The sequence below is a fragment of the Kribbella sp. VKM Ac-2566 genome (assembly GCF_004366005.1).
In the GTDB taxonomy this organism is placed as follows: domain Bacteria; phylum Actinomycetota; class Actinomycetes; order Propionibacteriales; family Kribbellaceae; genus Kribbella; species Kribbella pratensis.
In genome coordinates, this window is record NZ_SODT01000008.1 from 612,445 (window position 1) to 628,509 (window position 16,065).

Annotated in this window: 15 protein-coding genes and 1 other RNA gene; 9 read left to right on the plus strand and 7 right to left on the minus strand. The window is 67.2% G+C overall.

The genetic code is table 11. The features are described from left to right. Window positions 1-155 precede the first annotated feature (155 nt). Both panB and EV647_RS05895 read left to right on the plus strand, forming a co-directional pair. Window positions 156-2,519 carry a 3-methyl-2-oxobutanoate hydroxymethyltransferase gene (gene panB / locus EV647_RS43635; protein WP_370342411.1) on the plus strand — a complete coding sequence of 788 codons (2,364 nt, stop codon included), beginning with the start codon at window positions 156-158 and terminating at the stop codon, window positions 2,517-2,519. 105 nt (window positions 2,520-2,624) lie between these two features. Further along, window positions 2,625-4,223 carry an alpha/beta hydrolase gene (locus tag EV647_RS05895; protein WP_202876049.1) on the plus strand — a complete coding sequence of 533 codons (1,599 nt, stop codon included), beginning with the start codon at window positions 2,625-2,627 and terminating at the stop codon, window positions 4,221-4,223. On the opposite strand, the gene EV647_RS05900 is transcribed toward EV647_RS05895, so the two are convergent. Next, entirely contained in the window at window positions 4,203-5,102 is a 900-nt protein-coding gene (locus EV647_RS05900) for an aldo/keto reductase (protein ID WP_133999531.1), read from the minus strand. The genes EV647_RS05895 and EV647_RS05900 overlap by 21 nt on opposite strands. Window positions 5,103-5,191: 89 nt before the next feature. On the opposite strand from EV647_RS05900, the gene EV647_RS05905 reads away from it, so the two are divergent. Then, a complete protein-coding gene (locus tag EV647_RS05905) occupies window positions 5,192-5,701 on the plus strand; it encodes an NUDIX hydrolase (protein WP_133999534.1) in 510 nt (169 codons plus the stop codon). Between the two features lies 1 nt (window position 5,702). Here EV647_RS05905 and EV647_RS41885 read toward each other — a convergent pair whose 3' ends face one another. Both EV647_RS41885 and EV647_RS05910 read right to left on the minus strand, forming a co-directional pair. After that, window positions 5,703-5,879 carry a hypothetical protein gene (locus EV647_RS41885; protein ID WP_166658443.1) on the minus strand — a complete coding sequence of 59 codons (177 nt, stop codon included), beginning with the start codon at window positions 5,877-5,879 and terminating at the stop codon, window positions 5,703-5,705. Between the two features lie 63 nt (window positions 5,880-5,942). Beyond that, window positions 5,943-6,689, minus strand: coding sequence for a helical backbone metal receptor (locus EV647_RS05910; protein WP_133999537.1), 747 nt, complete (start codon window positions 6,687-6,689; stop codon window positions 5,943-5,945). Window positions 6,690-6,984: 295 nt separating this feature from the next. Between EV647_RS05910 and EV647_RS05915 the strand changes: the two genes are divergently transcribed. Then, the gene (locus tag EV647_RS05915) at window positions 6,985-7,560 is read left to right on the plus strand and encodes a histone H1-like repetitive region-containing protein (RefSeq protein WP_133999540.1); all 576 of its coding nucleotides are present in this window, start codon (window positions 6,985-6,987) and stop codon (window positions 7,558-7,560) included. Between the two features lie 75 nt (window positions 7,561-7,635). On the opposite strand, the gene EV647_RS05920 is transcribed toward EV647_RS05915, so the two are convergent. Next, window positions 7,636-7,824: a hypothetical protein gene (locus EV647_RS05920; RefSeq protein WP_133999543.1), complete on the minus strand. Its 189-nt coding sequence runs from the start codon at window positions 7,822-7,824 to the stop codon at window positions 7,636-7,638. A 53-nt stretch (window positions 7,825-7,877) separates the two neighbouring features. Between EV647_RS05920 and map the strand changes: the two genes are divergently transcribed. Both map and EV647_RS05930 read left to right on the plus strand, forming a co-directional pair. Further along, window positions 7,878-8,726 carry a type I methionyl aminopeptidase gene (map, locus tag EV647_RS05925; RefSeq protein ID WP_133999546.1) on the plus strand — a complete coding sequence of 283 codons (849 nt, stop codon included), beginning with the start codon at window positions 7,878-7,880 and terminating at the stop codon, window positions 8,724-8,726. After that, a complete protein-coding gene (locus EV647_RS05930) occupies window positions 8,723-9,106 on the plus strand; it encodes a GNAT family N-acetyltransferase (protein WP_133999549.1) in 384 nt (127 codons plus the stop codon). Before map ends, EV647_RS05930 begins: the two co-directional genes overlap by 4 nt. Here the strand turns inward: EV647_RS05930 and EV647_RS05935 are convergent. Beyond that, entirely contained in the window at window positions 9,094-9,549 is a 456-nt protein-coding gene (locus EV647_RS05935) for a GNAT family N-acetyltransferase (protein ID WP_133999552.1), read from the minus strand. The two genes, EV647_RS05930 and EV647_RS05935, sit on opposite strands and share 13 nt — an antisense overlap. Beyond that, a complete protein-coding gene (locus EV647_RS05940) occupies window positions 9,546-11,021 on the minus strand; it encodes a S10 family peptidase (RefSeq protein ID WP_133999555.1) in 1,476 nt (491 codons plus the stop codon). The genes EV647_RS05935 and EV647_RS05940 overlap by 4 nt, the downstream gene beginning before the upstream one ends. Window positions 11,022-11,065: 44 nt before the next feature. Here EV647_RS05940 and EV647_RS05945 point away from each other — a divergent pair, with 44 nt between their 5' ends. The 3 genes from EV647_RS05945 to EV647_RS05955 all read left to right on the plus strand — a co-directional run bounded on the left by EV647_RS05945 (window position 11,066) and on the right by EV647_RS05955 (window position 15,166). Further along, the gene (locus EV647_RS05945) at window positions 11,066-11,434 is read left to right on the plus strand and encodes a DUF952 domain-containing protein (protein ID WP_133999558.1); all 369 of its coding nucleotides are present in this window, start codon (window positions 11,066-11,068) and stop codon (window positions 11,432-11,434) included. 10 nt (window positions 11,435-11,444) lie between these two features. Then, window positions 11,445-11,843: RNase P RNA component class A (rnpB, locus tag EV647_RS05950), an RNA gene on the plus strand. Between the two features lie 143 nt (window positions 11,844-11,986). Further along, window positions 11,987-15,166 (plus strand): S8 family serine peptidase, encoded by a 3,180-nt coding sequence (locus tag EV647_RS05955; protein WP_133999561.1) that lies wholly within the window; start codon window positions 11,987-11,989, stop codon window positions 15,164-15,166. Here EV647_RS05955 and EV647_RS05960 read toward each other — a convergent pair. Continuing rightward, complete coding sequence (locus tag EV647_RS05960; protein ID WP_133999564.1) at window positions 15,163-15,894, minus strand: DUF899 domain-containing protein; 732 nt, start codon at window positions 15,892-15,894, stop codon at window positions 15,163-15,165. The two genes, EV647_RS05955 and EV647_RS05960, sit on opposite strands and share 4 nt — an antisense overlap. Window positions 15,895-16,065: the final 171 nt, after the last annotated feature.

Consider the following 16,065-nt stretch of genomic DNA (forward strand, 5'->3'; position numbering starts at 1 on the left):
ACCGCCCATCCCAGCCCGACCCCTGGACCCAGGAGAGGTCGTGGGACTCCACCGAGGAGACCCACGACCGCTCCGGTCTGCCCAAGGACGATGTGAGCGATCGCTCACCCACAGGCGGTGGCGCTCACCCTCCGTATCGATGGGACGATGACGGCATGGTTGACAATTTCCTGTCGGCCGGTACCCAGGGTGACGACGAGGAGTCGCCCTCGCCGTACGGGACCGGACCGGCGAACCGGGCAACCGAGGAACACCGCCGCTCGGACTACGACAACGACACCTGGCGGGACCGCGGTCTCGACCCGGCACCGTCACTGCCGAACGCGCCGCGGACGTACGAGCGCGGGCCGGTCCCGCAGCAGCCGTATGTCCCGAAACCGCCGTACCTGCCCAGTGCGCCACCTCCGTCGCAGCAGCCACCGCGGGTGGAGCAGTCGGAGCGCGTGGACCGGCGGGAGTACTACGGGGAGTCGCGGGAGGACTCGTACGGGCGGGAGCACCAGGAGCAGAACCCGTTCCGGCCGCAGCAGCCTCCGCAGGCATCGCCGCAGGGGCGGCCTAGTCCGTTCGGGCCCGGATCTGGGAGTAGCGGTGGGTCAGGTGCGGCACAGCCGCGGCCGGCTCAGCCGCCGGTGCCTCCGTCTCCGACGCCTCAGGCTCAGGGTGGAAGCGGTACGCCGCAACGTCCGCCGCAGGCGTCCAACGGCAGCACGAACTGGAGCAGCCCCGCACCACAACCCAGCCCGTTCGTCCCACAGCCACCGGCCGCGAACAACGGCACCAGCAACGGGCTGAGCAACGGGCTCAGTAGCCATGGGTCGAGCAACGGTTTGAGCAATGGGTTGGGTTCGCAGCAGCCGCCGCGGCCTCCGCAGCGCCTCCAGCCACCGGACGCGCCCCGGGCCCAGGAGCCCGGCCGCGGCCAGGAACCACCCCGCCGTTACGAGCCAGGCCCCGGCCCCGAACCGGTATGGGGCCACGACCGCATCCCCGAGCCGACCCGAGCACCTGAGACGACCCGCCCAGCTGAGCCGCTCCGCTCACCCGAGCCCGACGAGGCTCGCCGCCAAGAAGAAGCAGTCCGGCAGGAGCCGCCCCGTCAGCTGGAAGACACCCAGCGACGTGAGGACGCTGAACGCCGCCTGGAAGCTTTGCGGCGTCAGGACGCTGAGCAACGCGAAGCAGCTCGGCGACGCGAAGAGGCCCGGCAGCGCGCGGAGGCTGAGCGTCGACAGGGTGGTGAAGAGACGCGGCCTCAGGAGATTCGGCTTCGGTCGGGTGGGCAGTCGCAGGAAGCGGCTCCTGGTGTACGCAGCGGGTATCTCTCGGACCCGAGTGCCGAGTACGAGAGCACCGACGAACCTGCTGGTACGCCGGCCGGCGAGCAACCGCACGTACCTGGCGCAGCACGCCCGCTAGGCGCCCGCCGGCGTGCGGACGTCCAGCAGGACGCCCCCAGCCAGGTCTCCCCGGAACAAGCCACCTCACACCGAGCCGGCCGCCGCGCCCAACCCATCCAGGACAGTGCGGTCTCGGCAGGTGCAGCCGCCGGCAAAGTGTCCGCGGGCAGCGGAGCAGGTGCTTCAGCGAGTGGTGCGTCGGCAGCCGGTTCGCCTGTGGTGGCGAGTGTTGCGCCGGGTGGTGAGGCGGAGGTTTCGCCGTACGGCGGAGGTGCAGGCAAGCAGTCCGCTGAAGGCGCGGCGGCCGGCAACGGGGTGAAGCGACCGCGGCGGTACCGGATTCATCATCTGCGGGACTTCAAGAGCCGTGGTGAGAAGTGGGCGATGCTGACGGCGTACGACCAGTACACCGCCGAGATCTTCGACCAGGCCGGTATCCCGGTCCTGCTCGTCGGTGACTCCGCCGCGAACAACGTGTTCGGCTACGACACGACGCTGCGGGTGACGGTCGACGAGCTCATCCCGTTGGCGCGTGCGGTCGCCGGTGCGGTCGAGCATTCGCTGGTCGTCGCGGACCTGCCGTTCGGGTCCTACCAGGCGTCGCCGGAGCAGGCGTTCCACACGGCAGTGCGGTTCATGAAGGAAGCCGGCGTCCACGCGGTGAAGCTCGAGGGCGGGCGGACCGTGGTACCGATGGTCGAGAAGCTCACGCAGTCCGGCATCCCGGTGATGGCGCATATCGGTTTCACCCCGCAGAGCGAGCACAGTATCGGCGGGTACCGCGTCCAGGGCCGGGGCGATCAGGCAGCCGGTCTGATCGACGACGCCGTGGCGCTCGCCGAGGCCGGTGCGTTCTCGGTGGTGCTGGAGATGGTGCCGGGCGACGTCGCCGCGGAGATCACCAAGCGCATCCCGATCCCGACGATCGGCATCGGCGCCGGCCGCGACACCGACGCCCAGGTGCTGGTGTGGCAGGACATGGCCGGCCTCCGCTCCGGCACCATGCCCCGCTTCGTCAAGCAGTACGCCGACCTGCGCGGCATCCTCACCAACGCCGCCACGACGTACGCCTCCGAGGTCGCCTCCGGCGCATTCCCGGGAGACGAACACACCTTCTGACGCAACTCTCCGTACCTGCCTGGTAGCTGTCCGGAAACGGACGGCGAACCCTTGTCGGGCCGATTCCGTCGGTTCACGATGTTTGCGGCAAAGGGGAGGCTGTTGATGATCCGTCGATTCGTTGTTGCCGTAGGGATTTCGTTCGCGCTGGTCGCCGGCGCGCTGGCATCGATTCCGGCTGCGAGCGCCGTACAAGCTCGCCCGAAACCGGCGAGCTACACACCGCCGCCGGTGCAGTGGGGTACGTGTACCGATCCGCGACTGGCCGCGCGCAAAGCGGAGTGCGGGTACGTCGTCGTACCGCTCGACTACACCCGTCCGAACGGGACGAAGATCCAGCTGGCCGTGTCGCGCATCAAGCACAAGACACCGGACGCGCAGGCGCAGGGCCCGATGCTGGTGAACCCGGGCGGACCGGGCGGCTCGGGTCTGATCTACGCGGTGTTCGGTGAGTTCGTCCCGAACGGCGCCGGCGACGCGTACGACTGGATCGGGTTCGACCCGCGCGGTGTCGGCTCGAGCAAGCCGGCGCTGAGCTGCATCCCGGACTACGCCGGCTACAACCGCCCGCTCTACGTCCCGGTGACGCGACAGATCGAGCAGGTGTGGCTGCAGCGCTCCAAGGCATACGCCGCCGCATGTGACAACGCGCAGCACGCGCTGCTCAGTCACCTCACCACGCTCGACTCGGTCCGCGACATGGAGAGCATCCGGATGGCGCTCGGAGCTCCGCAGATCAACTACTACGGGTTCTCCTACGGCACGTACCTCGGCCAGGTGTACGGAACGCTGTACCCGAACCGCTTCCGCCGCGTCATCTTCGACGGCGTCGTGAACGCGACCCGCGTCTGGTACGACGCCAACCTCGACCAGGACTTCGCGTTCAACAAGAGCGTCAAGGTGTTCTTCGCGTACGTCGCAGCGCACAACTCCGTCTGGCATCTCGGCACCACGGAGCGCGCAGTCGAACTGCGGTACTACGCCGAACTGCGCAAACTCATCGGCCATCCCGCCGACGGCAAGATCGGGCCGGACGAGTGGAACGACATCTTCACCCAGGCCGCGTACTACGTGTACGGCTGGGTGGACGTAGCGAGTGCCTTCGCCGCATGGGTCCACGACCACAACGCCGCGCCGCTGGTCGACCTGTACGGCGGTCCGCCGTTCGACGACAACGGGTACGCCGTCTACCTCGGGGTGTCCTGCACCGACGCCAAGTGGCCGACAAACTGGCAGACGTGGCGACGTGACAACTGGAGCATCTATGCGAAGGCGCCGTTCCTCACGTGGAACAACGCCTGGTTCAACGCACCATGCGCGTTCTGGCCCGCGAAGGCCGGTCACCCGGTGAAGGTCGACGGCAGCCGGGTCCAGAGCGTCTTGATGATCAACGAGACGCTCGACGCGGCAACGCCGTACTCGGGCGCGCTGCAGACCCGCAAGACGTTCCCGAACTCGGTCCTGATCGAAGGTGTCGGCGGAACCACGCACGCGGGCTCGTTGTCCGGTGTGACGTGCACCGACGACCGCATCGTCGCGTATCTGCAGACGGGCGCGTTACCGCCACGGGTGTCGGGCAATCGTTCCGATGTGCGGTGCCCGCCGGTTCCGGCGCCGCAGCCCGAGGCAGCGATGGCAGCTGCGACGGCAAAATCTGGCGCGATGCGTCAGGCCCTCAGGCCGTCAAATCCATGGGAGCGCTGACCGTTCGGTCCAGTACTCCTCGGGTTGTTGCGCGAACTCGGTGAGCGGGCCGTCGTTGCGGTAAGCGAGGTTGCTGGCCAGTTGGGCCGTCGTGGTTGCTCCGCTGAGGACCACGTCGGCCCACGGCTGAGCGACGGCCGCGCCGATAGCCAACGCGTCAGGTGCGACGCCGTGCTGGTGGGCGAACTCGTTGAACGGCGTCTCGCCGGCGCGGGACGTGAGGCGGCCGTTGGCGACAGCCTCCTTGACGACGACGAACCAGCCGGCGTCGTGTGCCTCCGCGAGTGCGGGGCCGACTGACGTCTCCAGGACGTTCCAGGTGGCTTGTACGGCGGAGAACGGCGTACCGGAGCACAACGCCTTGCGCAGTGTCTCGGCCTGTCGTGGACCGCTGGTGGAGAGCCCGACGCGGACGCCGGAGTCCGCTAGTTCGCGCAGCCGATCCAGCAAGCGCTTGTCCTCGAGCGCGGGGCTGTCGGACGTCAGGCTGTGCACGAGGTAGAAGTCCGGCAGTCCGCCAAGCGCTTGCAGGGTCTCCGGCCATTGGCGTTCGAAGGTCGCGAGGCTGTGGTCCTTCACCTCGTGCGTTTCCACGTCATGCCGCCAGTCGGCGACGTACGTGTATCCCCACTTCGATCCGACGGTCATCGCGGTACGGCGTTCTGGTGTGATCCACTCCCCGAGGAACTGCTCGGCAAGACCGTACGAACGCGCGGCGTCGAAGTACCGAACTCCTGCCTGCCAGGCCTGCTCCAGGAGTTCGTGCGTCCGCACCCGCAGGTCCTCGACCGCACGTCGCGGCGGCAGGTCCTCGTCGTGCCCGAGATTGATGTACCCGGGACGCCCGAGCGCTGCGAGTCCGAGACCGATGCTTGCCATGCCTCCGATCGTAGGTGTCCACAGCAACCATGTGAGACGCGCCGCAGCACCCGACACGGAACATGCACTGTCCTCTAGCGTTTTGTGGTGTGAGCGAATCCCAGTTGCCACCACCAGGAACGGTCCGGCCCTCTGTACGACACCGTACGACGGCCCGCGTGCTGCCGGTGCGTCCGGACGGCAAGGTGCTGCTGCTGCACGGCTGGGATCCGCTGAAGCCGCAGACGCCGTACTGGTTCACGATCGGCGGCGGCGTCGAATCCGGTGAGACGGTCGCGGAAGCGGCCGGCCGCGAACTGCGCGAAGAAGTCGGCATCGTGCTGCCGATCGACGCACTCGGCACACCGGTCGCGACGAACACGATCGAGTTCGAGTGGGGCGGGTGCCGGATCGTCCAGCACCAGACGTTCTTCGCGGTCGCGGTGGACCGCGTCGACGTGACGTTCGCGAACCAGGAGGAGCTGGAGCTGCAGACCATCAGCGCCCACGGCTGGTGGTACGGCGACGACCTCGAGGCGACCGGTCAGGCCGCGCACGCCACGATCCCCGGAATGCTCCGGCGAGCGGCGGACGTGATCACACTGCGCCGCGCCTCCTGAATCAGCGCTTGCGGGCCTGTTTGAGGACCTTCTTCGGGATCTTCTTGTCCACCTCGTAGTGCACGCGATCGAGCCGCTCGGCGCAGCCTGCCTTGGACAGGCGCAGCAGGACGACCGGGCACTTCTTGCACCTCGGCTTGTCCTTGCAGCACTTCTTCTTCGCGGTCATCGACGGCACGCAGGGAGCGTAGGTGAGGCATGCCTAACCCGTCCAGAGCTCGTGCGGTGATCGTGGCGGACGTCACGCCAGCTGTTCGCTGAGCAGATCGCGCGCTTCGACGAGTGACGGTCCGTACCAGGTCAGGTGCCGCCCGGATACGCAGTGCGCGGGTTTCGTGAACGCTTCCGGGCCGTCGCCGGGTGAAAACGGATAGGGCTCGTCCGGCAGTACGACGACGTCGTGGTCCGGCAACGCATCCGGGTCGATCCGCGGATAACGTTCACTCGATTCTCCGAGCACGTTGTCGATGCCGATCCTCGACAACAGATCGCCCGCGAAGGTGTCCCGGCCGAGCGCCATCCACGGCCGTCGCCAGATCGGTATCACGGCCCGCCGGCGCATTCCGGCGTACGGCGTACTCCACACCTCGCGCGCATCGTGCAACCACTGCGGTTCGCTGCCGATGATCGCGGACAGCAGGCGGCCGAGCGAGTCGAGTGATTCGGGCACCGTCGTCGGAGCGGTCACCCAGACCGCGATTCCACTCGTTCGCAACGCGTCGAGATCGGCTGCGCGATTCTCCTCGGCGTTCGCGACGACCACGTCCGGTGCGAGTTCACGGATGCGATCGAGGTCGGGATTCTTGGTCCCGCGAAGACGTACGACGTCGAGGTCCGCGGGATGCGTGCACCAGTCGGTCGCACCAACGATTTCGGCCGGATGCGTGACCGCGATCGACTCCGTCAACGACGGCACGATGCTCACCACACGACGCACCTCGCCGGGTAGTTCGACGACGTTGCGCAGGTCGTCGTACGCACTCTTCATCTGCTCGTTGCACCTCACGTTCGCAGGACGTTGCCGAGGACAACACTCGTCGATCGGGGCGTTTGGGGCCCAGATTGTGCGCGTGTCGCCAAGAATTTATTCAGCCTATCCGGCATGCTCGGGGCGCGGCGGAATCCCTTCTGCACAAGGATTCTCGGCAATTGCCTGCCGGTACGCCGCCACTTCTCCTTAACCTGCGGACGTTTCCGGTGCTTTACGTAGCGCACAAGTGTTGTCATCATCATGACGACGAGGAATCCACCGTGGTTTTCCTCAGCCGCACCAAGGAGGCAGAGTGCCAGCCAAGAAGGCAGCCGCAGGGAAGGCGACAGCCAAAAAGGCTTCTCCCGCCAAGAAGACTGTCGCGAAGAAGGCCAGCGCCGCGAAGACGACCACCGCGCGCAAGGTCAGCGCAGCAAAGAAGACAGCGACGAAGAAGGTGAGTGCGGCCAAGAAGACCGCCGCCAAGAAGACGGTGGCGAAGAAGGCGCCGGCCAAGAAGACCACCGCCAAGAAGGCCCCCGCGAAGAAGGTCGCGGCCAAGAAGGCTCCGGCGAAGAAGGTCACGGCCAAGAAGACCGTCGCGAAGAAGGCGCCGGCGAAGCGCACGACGACCGCCGCGAAGAAGACGACGGCGGCGGCGAAGAAGACGACGGCCAAGAAGACGACGGCCGCGAAGAAGACCGTCGCCAAGAAGGCGCCGGCCCGCAAGGTCGCCGCCAAGAAGGCACCCGCGAAGCGCGTCGCCGCCAAGAAGGCGCCGGCTCGGACCGCGGCGAAGAAGTCCGCGGTGAAGAAGACCGCTGCGAAGAAGGCGCCGGCGCGCAAGGCTCCGGCCCGGAAGACCGCGGCCAAGCGGGTCGCCCGCTGACCCGACGTCGTGACAGCCGAGGGGCACCACTTCATCGTGAAGTGGTGCCCCTCGGCACGTCGTCGGAGCCGGACGTCAGTCGTCGTCCCACTTCGGGTCGTTGTCCCAGGCCTCGTTGCGTTCCTGGGCCTTCTCCAGGGCGCGGGCGGCCTCTTCGGGCGAGCTGTACGGACCGAGCCGGTCGCCCGACTTCGCGCCCTGGTACGGCTCGACCTTGCCGGTCTTGGTGTTGTAGTACCACTCGTTGCTGTGATCGTCACTCATCTGGATGACCACCTCCTGGGAGTCTTGTCGCAGCTCTCTAGAATGATCTCACCATGTCGATCCTTACCCCTGGCGTCATTTCGCCGCGCCGCGACGTACCCGCTTCCATTCCGCGTCCGGAGTACGTCGGCAAGCCGGCGCCGACGCCGTACGACGGGTCGTATGTGACGTCGCCCGAGCTGGTCGAGAAGATGCGCGTCGCGGGCAAGCTGGCCGCGCAGGCATTGCAGGCCGTCGGTGCTGCGGCGAAGCCGGGCGTGACGACGGACGAGCTCGACAGGGTCGGCCACGAGTACCTGGTGGAGCGCGGCGCGTACCCGTCGACGCTCGGCTACCGCGGCTACCCGAAGTCGCTGTGCACGTCGGTGAACGAGGTGATCTGCCACGGCATCCCCGACGACCGTCCGCTCGAGAACGGCGACATCGTCAACGTCGACATCACGGCGTACCTGGACGGCGTCCACGGCGACACCAACGCGACCTTCCTGGTCGGTGACGTCGACGAAGAGAGCAGGCTGCTCGTCGAGCGCACTCTCGAGGCGCTCAACCGCGGCATCAAGGCAGTCAAGCCCGGTCGTCAGGTGAGCATCATCGGCCGCGTGATCGAGTCGTACGCGAAGCGGTTCGGGTACGGCGTCGTACGCGACTTCACCGGCCACGGCATCTCGACGTCGTTCCACTCCGGCCTGATCATCCCGCACTACGACGACGAACGTTTCGACGACGTGATCGAGCCCGGGATGACGTTCACGATCGAGCCGATGCTGACGCTCGGCACGTACGAGTACGACCTGTGGGACGACGGCTGGACCGCCACTACGAAGGACAAGTCGCGTACGGCGCAGTTCGAGCACACCTTGCTGGTCACCGACACCGGCGCCGAAGTACTCACCCTGCCATGACCGTCACGCAGTACCAGGAGACCCACCTACCGGGCATCCTCGCAATCTGCGAAGCCGAGAACTGGCCAAGCCTTCCCGCCGACCCGGCCCGCGCGCACGCGGTCTTCACCGCTCCAGGCGTGACGACCGTCGTCGCACTCGACGGCGAGCGGGTCATCGGCTTCGCGTACCTACAGAGCGACGGCCACATCCAGGCCCACCTCTCCCAGATGGCCGTCCACCGCGCCTACCGCCGCAAGGGCATCGGGCGGGCGTTGCTGGAGTACGCCGCACCCCTGACCGGCGCCCAACGCATAGACCTGGTCACCGACACCGCCGAACCCTTCTACCAGTCCTTCGAACACAAGCCGTTCAACGGCTTCCGCATCTACCCTTCCTGAAAGCCGAGCGACTTGTAGAGCGTCACCGCGGGCGTGTTGTTCTCGTCGGCGCGTAGTGCGACGCTGACGTCTGCGCACTCGCTCAGTAGGAGCTTGGCGATCCCTCGACGGCGATGGGATCGGGCCGTGAACAGCTCGATGATGAACGGGCAGTCCGGGGTGTCCGGCCGCGGTGCGCGCTCCACGACGAGCAACGCGCCGACCAGTTGATCGCCGTTCCAGGCCAGGCGGCTCAGGTTCGGCGCGAGGACGCCGTACTCCCCCGCGAACGTGAGCTCGATGTCCTCGAGCGCTTCGCGTTCCGTTGCTGCGGCGACGCCCGTGTCGTACGCCTCGAAGTACAGCTTGCCGAGTGGGAGTGCGTCCTCGACCGCCGGTGGACGCAGTACGACGCCTGGGACTGCCGGCGTCTGTACTGCGTCTGCGCGGCGGATCAGGATCATCGGTTGGAGGATGCGGTGATGAACGTGCCGAGGTCCGTGGACTGTTGGATGCGGGATTGTTCGTGGATGTACATCATGTGGCCGGCTGGGTAGTACTTCGTTTCGATGTTGGCGGTCAGTTCGGCCGGGATCTGGAGGCGGGCGAGCGTGTGCTCGGTGGCGAAGTACGGCGTCGCGCCGTCGTAGTGCCCGGAGGCGACGTGCACCTTCAGGTGCGGGTTGACGCGCATCGCCTCGGCGAGCTTCTCCGCGACCGAGATCTGCTGGCCCTCGAACTCCTTGAACGACCAGTTCTTCGCGGCATCCATGTTGATGACCTCGTACGGCAGATCATTCTCATAGCCGAGCTCGACGCGGATGTAGTGGTTGAGCGCCGCGGAGTACGGCCCGGTGATCGCGTTCATCGACGGGTCGCGGTCCGGAGCCTCCAAGCCGTAGTCGGGGTTCCATCCGGTGAAGCGACCGTCGAGACGTCCGACCGTTTGGCGGCGGGAGCGCAACAGCTCACCGAAGAACCGCGTGTGCTCGATCCGCAGATTCACCCGATCGATGTAGTCCTCGCTCAACCCGGTCAGCGAGGCCAGCCGGGTGACCACCTCGGCGCGGTAGTCCGCGGGAATTCGGTTGCCCTGGGCAAGTGCGTTCGGGTACCGGCCGGCCGCGAACCGTTCCGCGTCCGCAAGCACCTCCTCCAGCGACTGATCCGGAACGAGACCGTGATAGTGCGCAATCGCGGCGTACGACGGAAGGAACAACGTGTACGCCAGGTCGTTGCCCGGCGTGAAGTCGAGCGTCCCGAACTCCAGCACCATCGAGATCAGCATGACGCCGTTGAGGTACATCCCGTACCGCTGCTGCAGATGCGCGGCCAGCCCGGCGGCGCGCGTCGTACCGTAGGACTCGCCGGCCAGGAATTTCGGCGACATCCAGCGCCCGTTCCGCGACGTCCACAGCCGGATCACTTCACCGACCGACTCCAGGTCGCGCGTGAACCCGTGGTAGTCCCCGGGCTTCTCCCCCTCCGCGGCCCGCGAGAACCCGGTCGACACCGGGTCGATGAACACCACGTCGCTGTACTTCAGCAACGTCTCCGCGTTGTCGACGATCGAGTACGGCGGGGGCGCGAGCTCACCCACGTCACCCGAGACCACGCGGCGCGGACCGAGCAGACCGAGGTGCAACCAGATGCTCGACGACCCCGGCCCGCCGTTGAACGCGAACGTCACCGGACGGTCCTGGGCATCCGCGTCGTCCAGCGTGTACGCCGTGATGAACACCTCGGCCTTCGGCTTCAGCCCGTCGAACTTGCCGTCGGTGACCACCTCCTCGCGGAGCACGATCCGTCCGGTGGTCGCCGTGTACCGCAACTCCTGCCCGTCGACGGTCAGCGTGTGCTGCGTCGTCACCAGGTCGTCGACCGGCTTCGCGGGCTTCGTCTCGGTCTCGGTCTCGCTCTGGTCGTCGTTGGCCATGTCGAGCACCTTAATCCACGGCTGCAACCACTAGCGTTGGGTTTATGGCGACGATTCTGCACATCGCTTTCGTGGAGCAGTGGGAGGCCGCGCGCGAGGCCGGGAGCTACCGGTGGTCGACGCGCGGCAAGAGCCTCGACGACGGAGCGACGTTCATCCACGCATCCCGTCCCCACCAGGTCGCGATGGTCGCGAACTTCGCGTACGACGACGTGGACGAGCCACTGTGCCTGCTGGTGATCGACACCGCCCGGCTGGTGTCCGCGCTCTGCGACGAGGACCTGGACGGGACCGGGATGAGTTTCCCGCACATCTACGGGCCGTTGAACCTGGACGCGGTGGTCGACGTACGCCCGTACCACCGAGGTCCGGACGGCCTGTGGCCCGACGTGACCGCCGAGGCCGTATCCTGATCGTACGGAACGGGTCGGTCGGGCGATCGCGTCGTCCTTTGCAGAGGACGCCGAGGAAAGTCCGGACTCCACAGGGCAGCGTGGTGGGTAACGCCCACCCGGGGTAACCCGCGGGACAGTGCCACAGAGAACAGACCGCCAGCGGCTCCGACGAACCCCGTGGTTCGCCGGAGTGCGGGTGAGGGTGAAACGGTGGTGTAAGAGACCACCAGCTCCGCAGGTGACTGCGGAGGCTAGGTAAACCCCACGTGGAGCAAGGCCAAGAAGGGCGGTGGGAAACCACCACCCGCGCGAGCGTCCGAGGGCGGCCCGCCCGAGCTCGCGGGTAGGCCGCTAGAGGTGCCCGGCAACGGCCACCGTAGATGGATGATCGCCACCACAGAATCCGGCTTACAGACCGACCCGTTCCCTCCCGGCAATTCCTCCCCCGCGACTTTTGAGTGGGGTTGAGGCCTGGCGACGGCCGGGGTTTGGTGCGACTGTGCTTCCCAGGGGTCACGAGCAGGTCACGGGAAACGCTTGTGTGGGGTACACGGGATGGGGGATCGAACAATGCTGTCTTGGATCAGGAAGCTGGGTGTGATCGGGACCGCGGGGGCGGTTGCGGTCGCGATGGTCGGGGTGGGTCCGGCCGCCGCCGACCCGCCACCACAGCACAAGAAGGATCTTGGGTACGCCGCCAAGGCGCTGTTGCAGAAGGCACGGTCGAAGGGTCAGACGTCGGTCACGCTGCTCGTTGCCGCCGACAAGGGGCAGAGCGGCAAGGTGGCGCAGCGGCTCGCCAAGCTCGGCGGCAAGGTCGAGAAGCGCACCGACTCGGTCGGGTACCTGCGCGTGAGGATCAACATCGACAAAGCTCAGGACGTCGCGAGCATCGCAGGCGTGACCGCCGCGGACGTCGACGACGTGATCCCGCTCGAGGATCCGCGACCACACGGCAGCACGGACCCGAGTCCACAGCCGGCGCCGAACGCGTCGACCCCTCGGGTCAACCCGTACATGCCGACGGGTGACACCGGTGCCGCGCAGTTCGTCAACGCCAATCCGGCGTGGGACGGCCGCGGCGTCACGGTCGGCATCCTCGACACCGGTGTCGACCTCGGGCACCCGTCCCTGAACACGACCTCGACCGGTGAGCGGAAGATCACCGACTGGGTCACGTACACCGACCCGACGTTCGCCGGCAGCACGAACGCCGACAACGACCCGACGTGGATCCACATGACCGCGCAAGCCGCCGGCTACCCCGCGCAGTTCCGTCAGGGCACGTTCAACGAGCGCGATCCACGCCTGGGCGGCGAGGTCGGCAACGACGTCAACCGCGACGGCAACCCGGCGGGATCGTCAGGGCTGTTCGGTGTCCTCTGGGACACGGCAGCCAACACCGTCTGGGTGGACACCAACCAGAACGGCACGTTCGCCGACGACCAGCCGATGACCGACTACAAGGTCCACTACGACGTCAACCAGTTCGGTACGGACAACCCGGCCACGCCGATCAGCGAGTCGATGCCGTTCGTCGTCCAGACCGACCCGGCGAACCAGGCCGTGAACATCGGCATCGTCTCCGGCGCGCACGGTTCGCACGTCGCCGGCATCGTCGCCGGTAACAAGCTCTTCGGCGGGACCATGAGCGGCGCGGCGCCCGGCGCGAAGCTGGTGTCGGTCCGCGTGTGCCTGTTCATCGCCGGCTGCACGAACCACGCGCTGATCGAGGGCATGATCTACGCGGTGACCGTCGCGCACGTCGACGTGGTCAACATGTCGATCGGCGGCCTGCCCGCACTCAACGACGGCAACAACGCCCGCGCGGTGATCTACAACCGGCTGATCAACGAGAACGGCGTACAGCTGTTCCTGTCGGCCGGCAACAGCGGTCCGGGGATGAACACAGTCGGCGACCCGTCGGTGGCGTCCCAGGTCGTCAGCGCCGGTTCGTACATCACTCGCGCCACCTGGCTGTCGAACTACGGATCGACGACCGGCCCCGCCGAGAACCTGCACCCGTTCTCGTCGCGCGGTCCCGCAGAGGACGGCGCACTCAAACCGGAGATCGTCGCACCGGGCGCCGCGGTCTCGGCCGTGCCGACCTGGCAAGCAGGTCAGCCGGTCACTGGCACGTACGCGCTGCCACCGGGCTACGGCATGTTCAACGGCACGTCGATGGCCTCGCCACAGCTGGCCGGCGCGGGCGCGTTGCTGCTCAGCGCCGCGAAGGCCAACGGGCAGGCGGTCACACCCGCGCAGCTGCGCAAGTCGCTGTTCTCGTCGGCACGGTTCCTGACGAACTACAGCGCGTACGAGCAAGGCAACGGTCTCGCGAGCGTCGGCGACGCGTGGAACCTGCTGAAGCAGAACCTGCGGACCGACACCGTCAGCGCCAAGGTTCCGGTCAGCACCGCGCTGTCCGGCTTCCTCGCGACGCCTGGCGTCGGCATCGGCATCAACGACCGCGAGGGCGTCGTCCTGGGTACGGAGTACACCCGCACGTACACGCTGCGTCGTACCTCCGGCCCGGCCGGCAGCGTGAAGTACAAGCTGTCCTGGCTCGGCGGCGACGGCACCTTCGTCACCGCCGGCAACGTGATGCTGCCGCTGAACACGGACGTCCCGCTGCCGGTCCTGGTCAAGGCCAAGTCCGTCGGCGCGCATGCGGCGCTGCTGCAGTTCGACGACACCGGTACACCGGGGATCGAGTTCCAGACCCTGAACACGATCGTGGTGCCGTACACCCTGGCACAGGCCGCGCCGTCGCGGACGGTCAGCGGTACCATCGGCCGCAACCAGACGACGAGCTACTTCTTCCGGGTACCCGCGGGTGTCGCCGCGTTGAAGGTGGACCTGTCCGGCCCGAACGGCACTGCCGGTACCGGTCAGGCACGATTCCTTCGGTTCAGCCCGTACGGCTTGCCGAGCGAGTCCGCCGACACCAACAGCCTGTACTGCTACAGCCCGCCGGTCGCCGGCGGGACCTGTGGGGGCGATCCGCTCAGCCGGACCGTCATCAACCCACTGCCCGGGGTCTGGGAGATCACCGTCGAGGCCCGGCGTACGTCGGATGTCCTGAACACTCCCTTCACGCTGACGGCATCGTTGCTCGGCGTATCGATATCGCCGAATCCGGACATCATTCCCTCGGCCACGCTCGGGACGCCTGTGAACCGTTCGTACACCCTGACGAACCAGCAGGGGCCGTTCACTGGCAGGGCTGTGGGGACCGCACTGGGCAGCGCGAAACTGGCGACGCCCTCGATCGCGGACGGCGCGCAGCAGCAGTTCCAGGTCAACGTCACACCAGGTACGACGCAACTCCGGGCGTCGACCGGGGGCGCGAGTGACATCAACGCGGACCTCGACCTGTTCTTGTACAACTGTTCGTCCGGAAGCTGCGTCCTGACGGCGCAGAGCGCGGGCAGTACCGCCACGGAGTCGGTCACCGTGAACAACCCCGCGGTCGGCGTGTGGGTCGCGCTCGTCGACGGGTACGCCGTGCCTTCGGGAACGACGACGTACAACTACCGCGACGTACTCGTCAACCCCGCCTACGGCTCGATCGCGGTGGCGGACGCCAACGCGCTGAGAGCGACAGGCGCACAGTGGACCGTCTCGGCTGCGGTGACCGCCACCGCGGCACCCGCCGCGGGACGGGTGCTCCTCGGCAGCGTGGAGGCCCGAACCGACGCGAACGTCCTCATCGGCCAAGGAGACGTGATCATCCAATCCGTGAGCTAGTGGCAGTGGTCGCCAGGTGACTCCAGGCTGCGGCCTTCGGGCTTCTCCCAGGGCTCCTGGCGACCCAACGCGGTGAGGTCCAGAGCGGTGGCGGTGAAGGTCATCGCGTCTGGACCTCGGCCGTACGTCGAGTAGGTGTGATAGACCTGCTCGTCGACGCGGAGGAAGCAGCTCAGGCCGTGGAGGTCGAAGGGCTGTTGCGTCTGGGTGTGCTCGTTGTTCGGCAGCACGTCCCACTCGGCTTTGGTGCGGTAGTTGTACTCGAACGGTACGACGGACTCGTCGAGCGTCACGTGGTAGTCGTAGTTGAAGTCGCTCCCGTACGACGAGTACCACGGGTGCTCCCAGCCACGCGCCGCCCGGTACGCGGCGAGCTTCTCGTACGGCGCCCGCGAGACCAACGCGAGCGTTGTGTTCGCCGCGTTGAGCAGCCGCGTCGACCCGATGTCGTCGACGAACCCGGTGCAGTTCGGGCACCCGGCGTCCCACTCCGGCTGGAACATGAAGTGGTACACCACCAACTGGTCGCGCCCCTCGAACAGCTCCAGCAGACCCGCCGAGCCGTCGGCCCCGATGAACGTGTACTCCTTCTCAACCAGCACCATCGGCAGCTCACGGCGCCGCGTGTTCAGCGCATCCCGCTCCTTCGTGAACGCCTTCTCCGCAGCCAACAGCTCCCGCCGAGCCTCCACCCACACATCCCGCGACACCACATCCGGCAAACTCATCCCGGCTCCTTCCCCAACCAACAGAACACCCGAAACGTCGGAGCCGATGGTCCAGGTTCGACACCGGGAGGATGAGAAGCTTGGCATATGAGGCGACGAGTGCGGACTGGGGTTGTGTTTTTGCTCCTGGTGGTGCTTGTTGGTGGGGCTGGGTATGTGGGGTGGGTGCTG